16 protein-coding genes are annotated in these 17,568 nt (G+C 70.8%); 2 read left to right on the top strand and 14 right to left on the bottom strand.

Annotated features, from left to right (window positions below):
* Window positions 1–19: 19 nt before the first annotated feature.
* From AC5YDV_RS02670 to AC5YDV_RS02650, 5 genes are all read right to left on the bottom strand, one after another.
* On the bottom strand, window positions 20–625 hold the full coding sequence (locus tag AC5YDV_RS02670; protein WP_496181934.1) for a response regulator transcription factor: 606 nt from the start codon (window positions 623–625) through the stop codon (window positions 20–22).
* Window positions 622–1,851 carry a sensor histidine kinase gene (locus AC5YDV_RS02665; protein ID WP_496181935.1) on the bottom strand — a complete coding sequence of 410 codons (1,230 nt, stop codon included), beginning with the start codon at window positions 1,849–1,851 and terminating at the stop codon, window positions 622–624. Before AC5YDV_RS02665 ends, AC5YDV_RS02670 begins: the two co-directional genes overlap by 4 nt.
* 41 nt (window positions 1,852–1,892) lie before the next feature.
* Window positions 1,893–2,717, bottom strand: a complete 825-nt coding sequence (locus AC5YDV_RS02660; protein ID WP_496181936.1) for an ABC transporter permease — start codon at window positions 2,715–2,717, stop codon at window positions 1,893–1,895.
* Window position 2,718: 1 nt separating this feature from the next.
* A complete protein-coding gene (locus AC5YDV_RS02655; RefSeq protein ID WP_496181937.1) occupies window positions 2,719–3,771 on the bottom strand; it encodes an ABC transporter ATP-binding protein in 1,053 nt (350 codons plus the stop codon).
* A 73-nt stretch (window positions 3,772–3,844) separates the two neighbouring features.
* A complete protein-coding gene (locus AC5YDV_RS02650) occupies window positions 3,845–5,533 on the bottom strand; it encodes an ABC1 kinase family protein (RefSeq protein WP_496181938.1) in 1,689 nt (562 codons plus the stop codon).
* A 60-nt stretch (window positions 5,534–5,593) separates the two neighbouring features.
* Between AC5YDV_RS02650 and AC5YDV_RS02645 the strand changes: the two genes are divergently transcribed.
* Window positions 5,594–7,159, top strand: a complete 1,566-nt coding sequence (locus AC5YDV_RS02645; RefSeq protein ID WP_496181939.1) for a succinic semialdehyde dehydrogenase — start codon at window positions 5,594–5,596, stop codon at window positions 7,157–7,159.
* 12 nt (window positions 7,160–7,171) lie between these two features.
* Here AC5YDV_RS02645 and AC5YDV_RS02640 read toward each other — a convergent pair whose 3' ends face one another.
* From AC5YDV_RS02640 to AC5YDV_RS02620, 5 genes are all read right to left on the bottom strand, one after another.
* Complete coding sequence (locus AC5YDV_RS02640; protein WP_496181940.1) at window positions 7,172–8,122, bottom strand: 1-phosphofructokinase family hexose kinase; 951 nt, start codon at window positions 8,120–8,122, stop codon at window positions 7,172–7,174.
* A 60-nt stretch (window positions 8,123–8,182) separates the two neighbouring features.
* Window positions 8,183–9,652 carry a sensor histidine kinase gene (locus AC5YDV_RS02635; RefSeq protein WP_496181941.1) on the bottom strand — a complete coding sequence of 490 codons (1,470 nt, stop codon included), beginning with the start codon at window positions 9,650–9,652 and terminating at the stop codon, window positions 8,183–8,185.
* A complete protein-coding gene (locus AC5YDV_RS02630; RefSeq protein WP_496181942.1) occupies window positions 9,652–10,374 on the bottom strand; it encodes a response regulator transcription factor in 723 nt (240 codons plus the stop codon). The genes AC5YDV_RS02635 and AC5YDV_RS02630 overlap by 1 nt, the downstream gene beginning before the upstream one ends.
* 103 nt (window positions 10,375–10,477) lie before the next feature.
* The gene (locus AC5YDV_RS02625) at window positions 10,478–10,777 is read right to left on the bottom strand and encodes an acylphosphatase (RefSeq protein WP_496181943.1); all 300 of its coding nucleotides are present in this window, start codon (window positions 10,775–10,777) and stop codon (window positions 10,478–10,480) included.
* The gene (locus tag AC5YDV_RS02620) at window positions 10,774–11,202 is read right to left on the bottom strand and encodes a CBS domain-containing protein (RefSeq protein WP_496181944.1); all 429 of its coding nucleotides are present in this window, start codon (window positions 11,200–11,202) and stop codon (window positions 10,774–10,776) included. Before AC5YDV_RS02620 ends, AC5YDV_RS02625 begins: the two co-directional genes overlap by 4 nt.
* 82 nt (window positions 11,203–11,284) lie before the next feature.
* Here AC5YDV_RS02620 and metB point away from each other — a divergent pair, with 82 nt between their 5' ends.
* Window positions 11,285–12,448 (top strand): cystathionine gamma-synthase, encoded by a 1,164-nt coding sequence (gene metB, locus AC5YDV_RS02615; RefSeq protein WP_496181945.1) that lies wholly within the window; start codon window positions 11,285–11,287, stop codon window positions 12,446–12,448.
* Window positions 12,449–12,488: 40 nt separating this feature from the next.
* Here metB and AC5YDV_RS02610 read toward each other — a convergent pair whose 3' ends face one another.
* The 4 genes from AC5YDV_RS02610 to AC5YDV_RS02595 form a co-directional block, all read right to left on the bottom strand.
* Window positions 12,489–13,187 carry an EcsC family protein gene (locus AC5YDV_RS02610; protein WP_496181946.1) on the bottom strand — a complete coding sequence of 233 codons (699 nt, stop codon included), beginning with the start codon at window positions 13,185–13,187 and terminating at the stop codon, window positions 12,489–12,491.
* Between the two features lie 114 nt (window positions 13,188–13,301).
* Window positions 13,302–14,225: a proline dehydrogenase family protein gene (locus AC5YDV_RS02605; protein WP_496181947.1), complete on the bottom strand. Its 924-nt coding sequence runs from the start codon at window positions 14,223–14,225 to the stop codon at window positions 13,302–13,304.
* Window positions 14,226–14,345: 120 nt separating this feature from the next.
* On the bottom strand, window positions 14,346–15,656 hold the full coding sequence (locus AC5YDV_RS02600; protein WP_496181948.1) for a TerC family protein: 1,311 nt from the start codon (window positions 15,654–15,656) through the stop codon (window positions 14,346–14,348).
* A 184-nt stretch (window positions 15,657–15,840) separates the two neighbouring features.
* Window positions 15,841–17,568 carry a glycoside hydrolase family 3 protein gene (locus tag AC5YDV_RS02595; protein WP_496181949.1) on the bottom strand — a complete coding sequence of 576 codons (1,728 nt, stop codon included), beginning with the start codon at window positions 17,566–17,568 and terminating at the stop codon, window positions 15,841–15,843.

Below are 17,568 nucleotides of genomic sequence, written 5' to 3'. Positions count from 1 at the left end.
CGAGCGGCGCGGGCCCCGGTCAGATCCACCCCCGAGCCCGGGCCAACCGGACGGCCTCGTGCCGGGTCGCGGCACCCAGCTTCGTCTGCGCCGAGCTGAGGTAGTTGCGGACGGTCCCCGGCGACAGGGACACCCGTCCGGCGATGTCCTCAACGGGGGCGCCGTCGCCCGCGGCCAGCAGGACGTCGGCCTCGCGCGCGGTCAGGGGTGAGTCGCCGGCGGCGATGGCGTCCGCGGCCAAGGCGGGGTCGACGTGGCGCCCGCCCGCGTGGACCGTCCGGATCACCGCGGCCAGGCCGGCCCCCGAGATGGTTTTCGGCACGAACCCCCGGACGCCCACGCCGAGGGCCTGCTTGAGGTGGCCGGGCAGCCCGTGGGACGTCACGACCACGCACCCGCACCCCGGCGATTCGGACGCCAGCGTTCTGGCCACCTCGATGCCGGACGGCCCGGGCATCTGGAGGTCGAGGACCGCCACGTCGGGTGCATGCTTGCGCGCCATCGCCAGCGCCTCGTCACCCGAGGCGGCCTGAGCGACGACCTCGAGGTCGTCCTCCAGGCTGAGGAGGGAGACGAGTGCCTCCCGGATGAGGTGTTCGTCTTCGGCGACGATGATGCGGATCATGCGCGCTCCTCCTGGTGCTGGGCGCGGGCGAGGCGATCCAGCGCGTCGGGTGCCACGTGGGCGGTCAGGGTGAAGTCCGTGTCCGTGTGTTCGGTCTCCACGGTGCCGCCCACCTCGGCGAGGCGCTCCCTCAGGCCCAGCAACCCCGAGCCGGCCCCACCCGCGGGTGAGGGACGGTCGTTCCGTACCCTCAGTTCCGCGCCGGTGGCGTCCGCACTGACGCTGATACGGGCCGCGGTGGCGTCCGAGTGGCGGAGGATGTTGGTGGCACCTTCCCGGACGACCCACGCGAACGCGCGGGCGACGGGCCCGGGCAGGACGTCCGAGCCCTCCACGACGGTGGTGACCGTGGTGCCCGCGGCCTCCAGGAGGGCGCGGGCCCCGGCGACCTCGGCGGCCAGGTCGGTTTCCCGGTAGCCGCGCACGACCGCGCGGATCTCCTCCTGCGCGGCCACCGCGATGGACTGCACCTCGCGCATCGTCGAGGCCGCCTCCGGACGCCCACGCTCGGCCTGGGCCGCCGCCAGCTCGGCCTTCAGGGCCACCGCGGACAGGGTGCGCCCGAACACGTCGTGCAGGTCGCGGGAGAAGCGGAGCCGTTCCTCGGTGACCGCCAGTCGGGCCTGGTCGTGACGCATGCGGTCGAGGTGGCGGCTCGTGTCCAGGGTGTTGAGGAACATGACCGCGTAGCTGAGCAGGAGCGGGGCCAGGAACACGGCCATGACGCCCGTCTGGAAGCGGGTCTCCAGCGCGAGGGGGCCCGGCAGGACGAGCGCGAGCAGGGCGAGGATGACCGCTCCGGTCGCGGCACGCGCCACGCGCAGGGGGCGGCCGGCCAGGAGGGGTTGGGTGAGGATGCCCACCGTCATGACGACGATGAGCAGGGCGAGGACGAAGTCGTCCGGCGCGATCCAGGGGATCAACGCGACGGTGCCCAGCGTGGCGAGGACCCACACCCGGCGGGCGGGCCGGACGTCCCGGGCCAGCGCCAGGCGGTCCCAACCGCTGGGCCCCACTTGGCCGTCGCGCCGGAGCCACGTGTGGGTCACGGTCAACCCGGCCCAGCCGGCGATGGTGGCCAGGACCACCCAGGGCAGGGCCAGGTGGAGGGCCGCCTCTCCCACGAGCACGAGGACCCCGATCATCGGCAGCACCGGGAAGCCCCAGTGGATCGACCAGTACACGTACCGCTCGTTGCGCTGCAGCCCCAGCAGGGTGTCGGTCATCGGCCCTCCTTCGGCGCCAGCGTAGCGATGGCTCCCGCGGCTCATCCGCGGGCGTCCCAGCGGAACGTGCGGACGCCGTGGTGACCGAGGGCGGTCCACCCGGCCAGGGGGAGGAGCATGCCGAGGGTGGCGACCGCCAGCTCACCGGGGCCGGTCAGGACGGTGCCGTCGATGCCCGCCCCGGTGTAGGCGAGGGTGATCAGGTCGACGACCGGCGTCATGGGCAGCCAGTGGGCGATCCGCTGTACGACGGCGGGGAAGATGCCCAAGGGCAGCGAGGTCCCCGACAGCAGCATCGACACCAGGATCAGGGGCATCGTCGACAGTTGTGCCGACTCGACGGTGCGGGTGAGCGTCGCGCTCGCGATCGCGATGCCGGTCCAGGCGGTGGCGCCGCCCACCAGGGCCAGCACCAGCGCCCACGGGTGGGCCACGGGTGTGCCCAGTGCCACGGCTCCCGCGACACCGACCAGCGACTGGAGCGCGAACAGCACCCACAGCGGCACCGCCGGCGCCAGCAGGATCTCCAGGGGGGTGGGTTCTCCGGCCAGCAGCCGCTTGAGGACGAGCTGCTCCCGGCGTGCCACCAGCGAGGTGACCATCGTGTAGTACACGACGAACATCAGCGAGCTGGAGGCGAGCACGGTCGTGAGGGCCACCCCCATGGCGGTCCGGTCCAGGGCCAGTCCGGTGAACATGAGCCCCATCAGGATCGGGAGCGCCGTCGCCGTGAACAGGGCGGTCCTGTTGCGGGTGAGGATGCGCGTCTCGGCGGCCACGAGGGCGCCGAAGCGGCGCCGGGCGTTCCCGCGTGTGGGGGCGGACGCCGCGGCGTCCGGACGGGTGACGAGGGTGGTGGCGGTCATGTCAGTTCTCCGGAGTGGTTGTGGTCGGCTGGTCGGCGATGGAGAGGAAGACCTGCTCCAGGGAGGCGGCGCGCGCCTTGAGCGAGCCCAGGGGGACGCCGCCGGCCCAGGCGAGCACGCGGGCGAGTGTCTGTTGCAGGGTCGGCGTCTCGATCAGCACCTCGTCGCCCACGGTGACCAGGGCGCCGGGCGCGTCCAGGTCGGTGAGTGACAATGAGGACGGCGGCGCGAAGGAGATGCGGGCGGGGGCATCGGCGACGATCTCGCCCAGCGTCCCCTCACGTGCGACCAGACCGTCGTGCATGATCGCCATGCGGTCGGCGAGTTGCTCGGCCTCCTCCAGGTAGTGGGTGGTGAGCAGGACGGCGGTGCCCCGGTCCACGAGGGCGCCCACCAGGGTCCAGATGGCCCGTCGGCTCTCGGGGTCCAGGCCTGTGGTGGGCTCATCCAGGATGAGGACTTCAGGGTCGGCCATGAGCGCGAGCGCCACGTCGAGACGGCGGCGCTCGCCGCCTGAAAGCTTGGCGATCTCGAGGTCGGCGCGCCGGGCCAGGTCCACGGCCGCGAGGACGTCGTCGGCGGGAAGCGGTCGGGACAGGGTGCCGTGCCAGAGCCGGGCCATCTCGATGACGGTCAGCGACGAGGGGAAGCCGGAGTCCTGCAGGACGACGGCCGTCCGATGACGGACCCTGTCACGCTCGCGGAACGGGTCGTGGCCCAGGACCTCGATCTTGCCGGCCGACGGCTTGGCAAGCCCCTCGACGAGTTCGACGGTGGAGGTCTTGCCCGCGCCGTTCGTGCCGAGCAGCGCGAACAACTCGCCGCGGCGGACGGCCAGGTCGACGCCGCGGACCGCCTCGAACGTGGCGCTCGGGACGCGGCGTCCGGTCAGGGGGTGGACGCGGAATGCCGTGGTGTAGCGGCGGTGGACGCCGGCCAGGACGATGGCCTCGTCAGGGGCCCGGTCTGGGGTGACGGACGTGGCGAACGCGGCCGGCGCGAAGGAGGCTCCAGGGGAGGTGGAGGATCCGGGGTGGGTGGCTGTCGTGGTCATGCCTCCACCCTCGGCCCGGGACGGCTCCCTTCCCAGTGCGGGGCGTCACCGGTTCCCCGTGACGTTTGTCACATCAGCCGGCGAGGTCGCTCCGTCCGTGCGCGCGGTTGCGTTCGTGCGCCTCGGCGCGCTTGCGCGTCCGGCGGTCCGTGAGCCAGATGCCGAGCACCAACCCCAGGCCGCTGAGCGCGGCGACCAGGAAGAACACCATCGCCAGCGCTGGGTAGCCGAACAGGCGCGGGCCGCCCTCGGTGCGCATCATCAGGGCGGCCGCCACGGTGATGGCGGCCAGGACGATCCCCATCGTGACCCGGTTCGCGAGCCGCTGCGCGACCGCGAGGAGCCGGTCCTCGTCGAAGGCGTCCACCCGCAGGCCCAACTCGCCGTCCGCCAGCGCGTCCAGCACCCGGTTGGCGCGGCGCGGCAGGTTCTCCGCGAACTCCTTGGCCTCGAGCGCCCCCGCGATGGCGGTGCCGGGGGAGACCGACAGTCCGGCACCCACCAGGGTGAGCACGTTCTGCTTGATCGCCTCGCCGGGGGAGAAGGTCGGATCCAGGTGCATGACCGCCTGGTCGAGGTTCAGCAGGGCCTTGCCGACCAGCGACATCTCGGCGGGCGGACGCAGCCCATGGGTCCCGGACAACCGGGCCAGCTCGACCAGCACGGAACCGGCCTGCAGTTCCGAGCCCAGCGTCAGCGTCGAGGACACCAGGTGGGACACCTCGTCACGGAACGCCGCCGGGTCGTGGTCGGGGAGCGGGTGTCCCATCGAGGCCAGGATGGTGGCGACCTGCTCGCCGTCTCCCTCGCCGATGGCGAGCAGGAGCTTGACCAGCTGCGACTGCACGCGGCGGGGGACGCGGGCGACCATGCCGAGGTCGATGATGGCGAGGCGTCCCTCGGGGGTGATGAGGAGGTTGCCCGGGTGGGGGTCGGCGTGCAGCAGGCCCTCGTTCAGGAGCGTGCGCAACATGAACCGGAACAGCGACTCGGCCAGGGCCGGACCGTCCACGTCGAGCATGCCGAGCGGGCCCACGTCGGTGACCTTGCGGCCGAGGAGGTACTCCATGGTCAGCACCTTCGCGGTGCTGAACCGGGGGAGCGGCTCGGGGACGACGAGGTCGTCCTCGCCCTCGGCCAGGGCACGGAAGCGCTGCAGGTTGGCCAGCTCCTTGCGGTAGTCCAGTTCGTCGGCGAGCGAGCGGCGGAACTGGGCGAGCAGGGCCGCGGTCCCGAGGCGCGGTCCGGCCGGGGTCTTCGCGTCGACCAGCGAGGCGACCTTCTCCAGCAGGTGCATGTCGTCGCGCACGATCTCGCGCACGTCCGGCCGGAGCACCTTCACCACCACGTCGTGGCCCGTGACGGTCCGGGCCCGGTGCACCTGCCCGAGCGAGGCAGACCCGAGCGGTTCATCGTCGAACTCGGTGAACAGGTCGCGCACGCGCAGGCCGAGCTCGGCCTCGATCTGCTCCCGGATCTGCTCCGCCGGGACCGGGTCCACGCTGTCCTGGAGCCGCGCGAGGGCGTCGGTGTACTCGGGCGGCAGCAGGTCGTAGCGGGTCGACAAGAGCTGTCCGAACTTGATGAACGTCGGCCCCATGGCCTCGAGGTCGGACGCCAGCCGGTCGCCTCCCGACCCCGAATCGGAGGTCTGGGCCTCCACCGGGACGAGGTCGTCCGCCGGGCCTGCCAACAGCCCCGGACGGGCGTGTCGGGCCAGCAGGGCCATGATCTGGGTCGCGCGCTTCAGCTTCTCGGCCACGTGCTCGTGTTCCTCCCCGGGCCACCCCGGGCCCTCCACGAGCGAGAATAGGCTGTCTGCATGCCAGCGACCCACACGGACCCCACCCGCCTGGTGACCACCGCCACCGTGCAGCGCCTCCTCGCGCTGCTGAGCGCCACCCCGGACGCCACCCATGACACCGTCTCCCCGCTCGATGGGAGCCCCCTCGCGTCCGTCCCCCAGTCGACGATCGCCGATGTGGACGCCGCCTTCGCTCGCGCCCGCGCCGCCCAGCCGGCGTGGGCCGCGCTGGGGGCGTCCGAACGTGGACGCCGCCTGCTGCGGTTCCACGACCTGCTGCTGGACCACCAGGCCGAACTCGCCGACCTGATCGTCGTGGAGTCCGGCAAGGCGCGCCGGGACGCCACGGAGGAGATCCACCACCTCGCGCTGACGGCCCGCTACTACGGGCGGCATGCCGCCGGCCTGCTGCGCACGGAGCGTCGCCGGGGGGTCTTCCCCCTGGTGACACGCGTCGACGTGCACCACCCCCCGGTGGGGGTCGTGTCGGTCATCTCCCCGTGGAACTTCCCGATCACCATGGCCATGTGCGACGGCGTGGCCGCCCTGGCTGCGGGCAACACCGTCGTCGCCAAGCCCGACAGCCAGGCCGTCCTGACCGCGCTCGCGGGCGTGGACCTGTTGCGCCGCGCCGGTGTCGGCGACGACGTGTGGCAGGTGGTGGCGGGGCCCGGCGACATGGTGGGGGAGGCGCTGGTCGAGCGCGGGGACCACATCTGCTTCACCGGATCGACCGCCACCGGGCGCAGGATCGGCGCGCGGGCCGGCGAGCGGTTGGTCGGCGCCTCGCTCGAACTGGGCGGGAAGAACGCCTTCCTGGTCCTCGCCGACGCAGACCTGGACGATGCCGTCCGGGGCGCCGTCCGGGGCTGCTTCGGCAGCGCCGGGCAGATGTGCGTGAGTTTCGAGCGCCTCTACGTCGCGCAGGAGGTGTACGAGGCGTTCCGCGACAAGCTGGTGAGCGCCGTAGGAGCCCTGGACCTGCGCCCTGGCCTCGAGTGGAGCGGCCAGATGGGCACCCTCAGCAGCGCCGCCCAGGTGGAGAAGGTCTCCGCGCACGTCGAGGACGCCCGGGCCAAGGGAGCCACCGTGCTCGTCGGCGGGCGTCCCCGCCCCGACCTCGCGCCCTGGTGCTACGAACCCACCCTCCTCGAAGGGGTGACGGAGTCCATGGAGTGCCACCGGTCCGAGACCTTCGGGCCGGTGGTGGCCCTGTACCCCTTCGCCACCGAGCAGGAGGCCGTGGCCCTGGCCAACGATTCGGCCTACGGGTTGAACGCCTCCGTGTGGAGCCGGGACGTCCGGCGGGCCCGCGCCCTGGCGTCCCGGCTCAGGTGCGGCTCGGTGAACGTCAACGAGGCGTACGCCGCCACGTTCTCCTCACTGGCGGCGCCGATGGGCGGGTTCCGTGACTCCGGGATGGGACGCCGGCAGGGCCCGGAGGGACTGCTGCGGTTCACCGAGGAGCAGACCGTGGCCACCCAGCGCTGGTTGCACCTGAACGCCGGGGACCTGGTCTCCGACGAACGCTTCGTGTCACTGGTCACGCCCGCCCTGAAGGCCCTCCGGGTGCTGCGCTGGTAGTCCTCCGGCCGCTCAGGCCAGTCGGCGCACCGACACGGCGACGGCGTCCGCCCCCGCGGGGGTGGGCACCTCGGCGCCCGGCATGAGGACCGCGGCGGTGCCGTAGGCCACGGCCCGCTTCACGCTCTGGGCCCGGTCGAGCCCTTGGGCGTCGGCCAGCAGCATCCCGGCGAGGGCGGCGTCGCCGGCACCCACGATCGACACGGTCTGGACGGGCTCGGGCTCGGCGTGCCAGAGGCCGTCCTCGCACGACAGGAGTGCGCCGTGCTCGCCGAGCGTGGACAGCACGCAGGGGATGCCGCGACGCCGCAGGTCCAGGGTCGCCTCGATGGCAGGCTCGAGGTCGTCGTGGTCGAGCCCGAGGCGGACCCGGCGACCCGTGACCTGCTGCAACTCCGTTGCGTTGGGTGAGATGAGGTCGGGCGGGGTGGAGCCGTTGTCGGCGACGACCGCGCTCAGGCCCGGACCGTTCGCGTCGACGGCCACCTTGACCCCGACGGAGCGGGCCAGCGCCCCGAGCTTGACGTACCAGTCCACGGGGGATCCGGGTGGGAGGCTGCCGCACAGCGCCAGCCACGAGGCGCCCGGCACGCTGGCCAGCAGCGCCGACATGAGCGCGGTCTGGTTCTCGGGGGTCAGCGGTTCGCCGGGCTCGTGGAAGCGGGTCGCCGTGCCGTCGGGGTGTGTGATGGACAGGTTCGTCCGGGCCCGGCGGCCGACGGGGACCATCCGGGTGGGGAGGCCGCGGTCCCGCAACGCCTCGGCCAGCGGGTCGTTGCTGTCGACCGGGACGATCGCCAGGGTGGGGTGACCCGCGGCCCAGACCGCAGTGCTGACGTTGACCCCCTTGCCCGCCGCGAGTCGGTAGACCTGTCCGAGCCGGTTGACCTGGCCGGTGCGCAGCTCGCCGGCCAGGGGCGCACTCCGATCAAGGCTGGGGTTCGCCGTGAAGGTGATGATCACCCGCCAGAGGCTACCCGGGGAACCCACCCCCTTGTGGACCGGTGTCCGTCCGCGCGGGGGTCAGGCCCCAGCAGCGAGGGGGATCCGGACGGTGAATTCCGTCCAGCCCGGCTGTGACCTCAGGCCCACACGCCCACCGTGCGCCGCGACGACGGCGGCGACGATTGCCAGGCCCAGCCCGGTCGACTGGCCTCCCGCTCCGGATCGGACGCGGCTGGAGTCCGCCCGGGTGAAGCGTTCGAACACCCGCTCCTGGAGCTCCGGCGGGATTCCGGGCCCGTCGTCGGTCACCGTGATCACCGCGTCCGGCCCGTCGGTGGCGACCGATGCGTGGACCCGCGTGCCGGGCGCTGTGTGGGTTCGCGCGTTGGCGAGCAGGTTCGCCACGACCTGCGTGAGGCGGTGCCGGTCGCCCAGGGCGACGACGTCGTCGTCCGGCACCGACAGCGTCCACACGTGGTCCGGGCCCGCGGCCCGGGCGTCCGACACGGCGTCGGCGACGACCCGGTTGAGGGAGGTGGGCAGGACAGCCAACTCGGGGCCGGAGTCGAGACGGGCCAGCAGCAGCAGGTCCTCGACGAGCCGCGACATGCGCTCAGACTCCGACTCGATGCGGGTCAGGGCGTGGGCCGTGGTCTCGGGGACGGCGTCACGCTCCCGTCGGGTGAGTTCGGCGTAGCCGCGGATGGACGTCAGGGGGTTTCGGAGTTCGTGGCTGGCGTCCGCGACGAAGTGGCGGACCTTCGTCTCGGACCTCTGACGCGCGGCCAGTGCCCCCTCGACGTTGTCGAGCATGTGGTTGAACGCGAGTCCGACCTGGCCGACCTCGCTGCGGGGGTCCACGCCGGCGTCCGGCACCCGCACGGGGACCCTCACCTCGCCGGAGTGCAGGGGCAGGCTGGAGACCTGGATGGCGGTGGCGCGCAGGCGCGCGAGCGGGCGGAGGCTGCGCTCGACCAGGGTGCGGGCCGCCAGGAAGGCGATCACGATCACCATCAGCGTCAGCACGGTCGCGGCGACCAGCAGCGACGCCATCGTCGTCCTCACGAAGGACGTCGACTGGCCGGTGACGAGCACGTAGGTGCCGGGCACGCCGTTGGCCACGCCGATGATGCTGGTCGCGTAGAGACGGTACTCACCGAGGCCGTCGGCCAGGTCGAGGGTGACCAGCCTGTCGGAAGGGACCAGCCCGTCCAGCTGGGCGCGCACCGCGTCCGAGAGGCGCTCCCGGTCGCGGCCCTCCTGCACGATCCCGTCGACACCTTGGACGTAGTACAGCAGGCCCTGCTGCTGGCCGGGCCCCCCGGGCTGGCCGAAGGTACGCCCTCGTTCTGTGAAGTCGCCACGGAACCGGCCGGCCGAGTCGACGATCTGCGCGTCGATCTGGCCCTCGAGGATCCGGTGCATCGACAGCGCGGTGAGCCCCGACAGCAGGATGGCGATCACCGCGACGAGCGCGGTCGTGGCCAGGATGAGCTGCCGGCTCAGCGTGCCAGCGCCGAGCGGGGACGGGTGCTCCGGCGACGTCATCAGCCGGCCGGCTTCAGGACGTAGCCGGCGCCCCGCAACGTGTGGATCATCGGCTCACGCCCAGCGTCGATCTTCTTGCGCAGGTACGAGATGTACAGCTCGACGACGTTGGCCTGTCCGCCGAAGTCGTAGCTCCAGACACGATCGAGGATCTGCGCCTTGCTGAGCACGCGTCGCGGGTTGCGCATCAGGTAGCGCAACAGCTCGAACTCCGTGGCGGTCAACTGGATCTCCTCCCCGGCGCGGGTCACCTCGTGGGAGTCCTCGTCGAGTGACAGGTCGCCGACCACCAGTTGCGACCCGGGCTTGACGAGGGTCGCTCCCGAACGGCGCAGCAGGCCGCGCAGGCGGGCGACCAGTTCCTCCAGGGAGAACGGCTTGGTGACGTAGTCGTCCCCGCCCGCGGTCAGTCCGTTGATCCGGTCGTCCACGGCATCACGCGCGGTCAGGAAGATGACCGGCACGTCGGGCTGCTCGGCGCGGATCCGGCGCATGACCTCCAGCCCGTCGAAGTCGGGGAGCATCATGTCGAGGACGAGGACGTCCGGTCGCGTCTCGCGGGCCGCCTGCACGGCCGACAGGCCCGAGTTGGCGGTGGTCACCTCCCAGCCCTCGTAGCGCAGCGCCATGCCCAGCAACTCGGTGATGGCCGGCTCGTCGTCGACGGTGAGCACGCGAATGGGCGTCCCGTCCGCCCGGGTGAGCTGCTGGCGTTCGGTCATGCCCCCACTGTGGCAGGTGCACGTGGCGGCTCGCCATGAGTCAGCTGTGTGCCAGCTGTGAGACGTCGTCCGGTGGACGCCATCCGCAGGGGTTCCCCCGGGGTCAGCGCGTGTCGAAGCCCGTGATGGAGGGGTCAGGGGAGCGGCGGTCGACCAGGTGGCCCGTCACGCGGCCGGGCCGGCCGGGTGCCCTGGGGGCGATCAGGAGGTCGACCAAGGCGTCGACGTCCGCGGGAAGGCCCTGCACCTCGACCTCGACCGAGCCGTTCATCAGGTTGGCGGCGTGGCCGGACAGCCCGAGCCGTCCGGCCTGGCGCGACACCCACCAGCGGAAACCGACGCCCTGGACGTGGCCCTCCACCCGCACGAGCGCTCGGGCCAGCCCTCCGGCGTCCGGGGTCACTTGTGCAGGTAGTCGACGAGGTGGTTGCGCTCGTCGGTCAGCTGGTCGATGCGGTACTTCACCACGTCGCCGATGGAGACGATCGCGGCCAGTTCGCCGTTCACCTCGATCGGGATGTGCCGGACACGCTTGTGGGTCATGGTGTGGGCGGTGTCCTCGATGCCGTCGGAGAGGTGGCCGACGACCACCTCGCCGGTCATCAGGTCGGCCACGGTCATGTCCAGGAGGCCGGCACCGTTGGTGGCGAGCCCACGCACGACGTCGCGCTCGCTGATGATGCCGTCGATGTGGTGACCGTCGCCGGACACGACGACGGCGCCGATGTTGTTGTCGGCCATCAGGGAGACGAGCTCGGCCACCGAGGCGGTCTGCGAGATCGTCACGACAGAGGTGCCCTTGCTGCGGATCACGTCTTCGAGCTTCATGGACGGACGTTACCCGGAACGCCCCGCGAACCGCCAGAGTCCGGGACGTATGATCGTGCCCACGTCGACCGAAGGGAACCCCGTGGAGCGATCGTTGCTCACCGCTGCCGTCAGGGCCGGGATCGACACCGATGTGGCCGAGGGGGCCGTGGTCCCGCCGATCCACCTCTCGACCACCTACCGCTTCGCCGGCATGCGCGAGCCCCGGGCGTTCGACTACTCACGCTCGGGCAACCCGACGCGCTCGCTCCTGGCCGATGCGCTCGCCGAGCTGGACGGCGCCGCCGGGTCGGTCGTGACGGCGTCGGGGATGGGCGCGATCACCACCGTCGTGCTGGGGCTGGTCTCGGCCGGCGACGTCGTCGTCGCGCCGCACGACGCCTACGGCGGCACGTGGCGCCTGCTGGACGCGCTGGCGCGTCGCGTCGGTTTCGACCTGCAGCTGCTCGACCTCACCGCCCCGGACGCCCCGGCGCGCGTCTCTGCCGCGGCGCCGGCCCTGCTGTGGGTGGAGACCCCGTCCAACCCGCTGCTCGGCATCTCCGACCTGGTGGCCCTCGGCGAGGCGGCCCACGGGGTCGGCGCCCTGGTGGCAGTCGACAACACGTTCTGCTCGCCCATCCTCCAGCGACCGATCACCCTCGGGGCGGACGTCGTGGTCCAGTCGTCCACGAAGTACCTCAACGGGCACTCGGACGTGATCGGCGGTGTCGTCTCGGCCGCCACACCGGAGCTCTTCGAGACGATGCGCTGGTGGTCGAATTGCCTCGGCGTCACCGGCGGGGCCTTCGACTCCTACCTGACCATGCGGGGGCTGCGCACCCTCGGCGTCCGGATGGCGGCGCACCAGGCCAACGCGGCGATCGTGGCGGACGCCCTCGTCGCCCGCCTCGGGGACGGCGTGGACAAGGTCCACTACCCGGGACTGCCCGCCCACCCCGGCCACGCGTTGGCCGCGCGGCAGATGTCCGGGTTCGGCGGGATCGTGTCCTTCGAGCTGACCGGGGGAGAGGCCGCCGTGGCCGCCTTCGTGCACGGCCTGGGGCACTTCTCGCTGGCCGAGTCCCTCGGCGGCGTCGAGTCCCTGGTCTGCCACCCGGGTTCGATGACCCACGCGGCGATGCCGCCGGAGGTCCAGGAGGCCGCCGGCCTGCGTCCCGGTCTGGTGCGCCTCTCGGTGGGCATCGAGGACGCCGCCGACCTGGTCGCCGACCTCGAAGCCGGCCTGGCGCGCGCCAGGGGCTGACGGCTGAGGCGACGGCTGGGGCTGGCCGGCGGCGTCCGGGTCAGAGGGTGAGCGGGAACTCGACCCGCGCCTGGTCCCCGATCCGCTTCATCATCACCAGGTCGATTCCGGCGCCGATCACGCCACCCGCGACCGGGACGAGCTTGCCCACGCGGGCGAACAGGCGCTCGCCGACCGATCGCAGGATGCGGAACCCCACGGCCTTCTGGATCACCATGAGGGCCGACTTCGGCAGGCTCCGGCCGAACGTGTTGAGCGCCGCTGACGTACCGACGCCGACGCCCGCCTTGGTCAGGATGTCCGCCGAGTCGGAACCCACCAAGGTCAGGAGCACCGCGGTGCGAACCGTCGGGTCGCTGATGTCGTAGCCGCGCAGGTGCGCCACGGCCGCGGTCATGCGGGTGGCCTGGACGTAGAACTCGAACACGTTGGCCGGGATCGCGACCACCATCGTGAGGAAGCCGCCCAAGGAGGTGACGAAGCCACCGGCCGCACCGCCCACCAGGTGCCGGCGGACGACGTCGTCCACGGCCGCCTCGACATCACCGTTGGACTTGGCGAGCGCGTCCTCGGCGACCTTGCGTGCGCCCGGGAAGCCGGGGACGCCCTCGATGCCGACGCCGGTCAACTGCTTGATCAGGTTGGTGACAGCGTCATCGTTGCCGGTGGGGGCGTTCGCCTCGTCCAGCGCCGACCGCGTGATGTCCTTCTCGCGGCGGAACATGTCGAAGAGACCCATGGTTCCTCCTTGCCCGGTGCCGTGCCCTGTGCACGGACGACAGGACGACCTTTCCGCAGGGTCCGTCCCCAGTTCAAGGGAGCGGCACCGGAATTCAGGGTCAGCTCCGGGACATCAACGGCGGGACACCAACGCCCTCCCCAGCAGGGCCAGGTTGGCGGGCTTCTCGGCCAGTCGGCGCATGTAGTAGCCGTACCAGTCGGCGCCGTACGGCACGTACACCCGCACCCGGTGGCCCTCGCGCGCCATCCTGACCTGCTCCTCGGGGCGGACGCCGTACAGCATCTGGAACTCGTAGCTGTCGACGGAGCGACCCGCGACGAGCAGTTGCCCCAGCGCAGCGGTGATCAGTGCCGGATCGTGCGTGGCGATCATGGGGTACGCACCGCCGGCGATGAGGACGCCGAGGGAGCGGGTCCACGCCGCGCGGACCTCGGCGGCGGACTGGTGGGCGATGTCGGACGGTTCGGCGTACGCGCCCTTGCACAGGCGGACGCGGGAACCGGGGCCGGCGAAGTGCGCGGCGTCCGCCTGCGTGCGGAACAGCATCGCCTGCAGGACGACGCCGGTCGAGGGGAACTCGGCGCGCAGCGCGTCCACCAGCGCGTGCGTGGCGTCGGTGCTGGTGTGGTCCTCGGCGTCCAACGTGACGGTGGTGCCCGCCTCGGCCGCTGCGGCGGCGATGCGCCCGGCGTTCTCCAGGACGAGGTCGGCGCCGTCGGGGAGCGACTGTCCCAGGGCGCTGGCCTTCAGGGACACCTCCGCCACCTCCGTGAGGCCGGCGTCGGCCAACCGGCGCACGAGCCGGATGTTGGCCTCGGTCGCGGTCCGGGCCTCGGTCCGGGTGGTGGTGTCCTCGCCCAGGGTGTCGATCGTGGCGAGGCGTCCGGACGCGCTGATCTCACGGACGGCGCGGATCGCGTCGTCGATCCCCTCGCCCGGGACGAAGCGATCAACGGTTCGCCGGATGAACGGGAGGCGGGTGGCCACGTCGCGCACGGTGTGCTGGCGCGAAGCGGCCAACAGCAGGTTCTTCATCGATCCTCCTGTGGTGCGGGGGACGTGGGATCGCCACGCCCGAGGTGAATCTACCCCCGGACGCCGTCCCCCGCAGCCTCCCCGGTGTGGGGAGAGCTCCCCAGCGTGGGGAGAGGAGGGTCAGCCCTCCTGCGAGGGCTCCTCCGCCGCACGCCGGTAGGTGTCGGTGTGCAGCTTGGCCTGGCCCTGCAGGCGGTCATGGGTGGTGAACCGCTCGGGGTTGGACTCCACGTACCGGTCGTGGGTGGCGTGCGCCTCGTCCAGCAGGTCGAGGAGTTCCTGCTCGCGGTAGATCTCCTCCTTGTACTTCTCGGGGATGGCCAGCAGCGCGGCCTCCTCCTTCAGCAGCAGGCGGTAGTTCTTCTCGCGCTGGTCGGGGTCGGCCTCGAAACCGGTGTCCAGGTACTGCTTGGCGTGGCGGCGGGTGTTCTTGATGGTCGTGAGCGCCTTGCCCTTGGGGGACACCAACGAGAAGAAGATGACCACGATCAGCGTGGCGACGATGACGCCGAGGCTGAGCTCGGTCGAGACCTCGAACACCGGGACGTGCTCGCCGCCGTTGATGAACGGCAGGGTGTTCTCGTGCAGGGCGTGCAGGATCAGCTTGACGCCGATGAACGCGAGGATGATCGCGAGCCCGTACTTGAGGTAGATCAGGCGGTCGAGCAGGCCGTCGATGAGGAAGTACAACTGGCGCAGGCCGAGCAGCGAGAACGCGACGGCGGTGAAGACGATGTAGGTCTCCTGCGTGAGGCCGAAGATCGCGGGGATCGAGTCGAGCGCGAACATCACGTCGGTGCCGCCGATGGCGATCATGACCAGCAGGAGCGGCGTCATGGCCTTCTTGCCGTTGTGGATCGTGAACAGCTTGTCGCCGTCGTAGTAGTCGGTGGTGTGCATGAACCGCTTGGCGAGACGGATGATGAAGTTGTTCGCCTCGGAGGACTCCTCGTCGTCCTCGTCCTGCTCGGGCTTGATCAGGTTCCCCGCCGTGATGAGCAGGATCAGACCGAAGATGTAGAACACCCAGGCGAAGCTGTTGATCAGGGCGGCGCCGAGGAAGATGAAGCCGGTGCGGAAGATCAGGGAGACCACGATGCCAAACATCAGCACCATCTGCTGGTTCTGTCGCGGCACCCTGAAGCTCGCCATGATGATGAGGAAGACGAACAGGTTGTCCACCGACAGGCTCAACTCGGTGATGTAGCCCGCGAAGTACTGGATGCCCCAGTCCGGGCTGAAGTTCACCCAGACGAAGATGCCGAACGCGACCGCGAACGACACGTAGATGGCGGTCCACTTCGCAGCTTCGCCGATGGTGGGGATGTGGGCCTTGCGGACGTGGAAGATGAAGTCGAAGGCCAGGAGCGCGACGATGCCGATGATCGTCGCGGTCCAGACGGTGGTGGAGACCATCAAGGGTGCAAGCACAAGGGGAGCCTTTCCGGAATGTCGTGCTTCTCGGGGTCCCGCCAGGCAGTGGGTCGCGCAGGCAGCCAACCTCCGTTGTCCTACTGGCCCGACGACGGGCCGTCCGATGATTCTATTTCACGCACCCCCGGCAACGGGACCGGGTTGCCAGAACCGGTCCCGTTGCCATCGATCGTGGGTCATGTCAGAGCCTGGCCTGCCACTTGTCGGCCCAGACGAGGTCGTTGGGCTTGCCCTTGAACTCCGACTTGCCCTCGAGCTTGTCGATCGTCGCCACCACGTTCGCGTCGTTGGGGTGGTATGCGTTCACGTAGCACTTGACCATCGTCGCGTCGTGGAGGTGGGTGGTGAAGTTGTGGCTGACCATGAAGGTCGGCACTTCCCAGACGTACCAGGGCACCTCGTTGCTCATGGCGGTCTTCCACTGGATGCGGTAGTTGTTCTGCGCGCCGTAGCCGATGACCTCGGCGATGACGAGCGCTGCGTCCACGTCCTCGCGGTACTTCAGCGTCGGGCCCTTCACCCGGGTGGTGCCGTCGTTGACGGTCACCTCGTAGCCGCGCTCGGTGAGGACCTCGAGGTACTTGTTCAGCATCGCCGGGTCGCCACCACCGGTGATGCCGCCCACCTCGCCGGTCAGGTGGTACAGGCGGATCCGCTTGTGGTCGGTCGGGTTGAGCGGCAGCTGGTCGAGGGTGTTCTTGACCAGCGTGATGCCCAGGTCGGCCGCCTCGGCGCGCATGCGGAGGTGCTCCTCGCAACCGACGACCTCCAGGTCCTCGGGCTTGGTGAGGAGGGTGCCCGCCTCGCGCTTCTCGTGGAGGCGCAGCTTGGCCTTGAGGCCGAGCAGGCGGCGGTTCGCGTCGTCGAGGCGTTCCTTGGTGATGACGCCCTTCTCGACGCCCGCCTTCATGAACCCGAAGTCCTCCTCGAGGTTGTTGAAGAACAGGAACACGTCGCAGCCCGCGGCGATCGCGGCGGGGACGTAGTCCTCGCGGCGCATGGCGGAGGTCATGCCGAGCATGTGCGAGGCGTCCGTGATGATCGCCCCGTTGAAGCCCAGCTCGGTCTTGAGCAGACCGTTGAGGAGCTCGGGGGCGAGCGTGGCGGGCAGGATGTCCTTGTCCTCCAGGCTCGGGTCGAGCTTCTTGGAGTATTCGGGCAGGGCGATGTGCCCGGCCATGATCATCTCGACCTGGGTGTTGTCGATGTGGTGGCGGTAGACCTTGCCGAAGCTGGCCTCCCAGTCCTCCACCGACAGCTCATTGACGCCGAGGACGAGGTGCTGGTCGCGCTCCTCGGTGCCGTCGCCGGGCCAGTGCTTGATGCAGGTGAGGATGCCCGACTCGCGCTGGCCCTCGATGAACGGCGTCGTGTACTTGATGACGTCATCGGCGTTCGTGCCGTACGCGCGGGTGTTGACGATCGTGTTGCGCCAGTTGAACAGGATGTCGACGCAGGGGTCGAAGTTCATGTTCACGCCGATGGCCTTCATCTCGCGGCCGGACACCCAGCCCGCGTTGTGAGCGACCTCGGTCGATCCGGACGCCTCGGTCTGGGCGCCCGAGGCGATGTAGGTGCCGTCGTTCATGGCACCGTTGCCGCCGGAGTCGCAGTTGGCCGCGATGATCATCGGGATCTTCGACGCCGTCTGCAGGCGGTTGAGGAGGTCCTGCACCTTGGCGGCCACGCCGCCGTGGTAGCGGGCCATGCCGATGTGGAACTTCTCGATGATCTGCTCGGCGGTGTAGGGGTTGCCGGAGAAGCTGTCCTCGCCGAAGAAGAACAGGTTGGTGAACAGTTGGCCGACCTGCTCGTCCAGCGTCATGGAGACGAGGGTGTCCTCGACCCACTGGATCTGGTCCTCGTCGAGGTTGTAGGGGGCGGCCTTGAGGTCCACGAGAACGGGCAT

This window comes from Propioniciclava sp. LT432 (genome assembly GCF_059515965.1).
The sequence above is the reverse complement of the archived record's forward strand: the minus strand, read 5'-3'. Positions and strand labels throughout refer to the sequence as shown.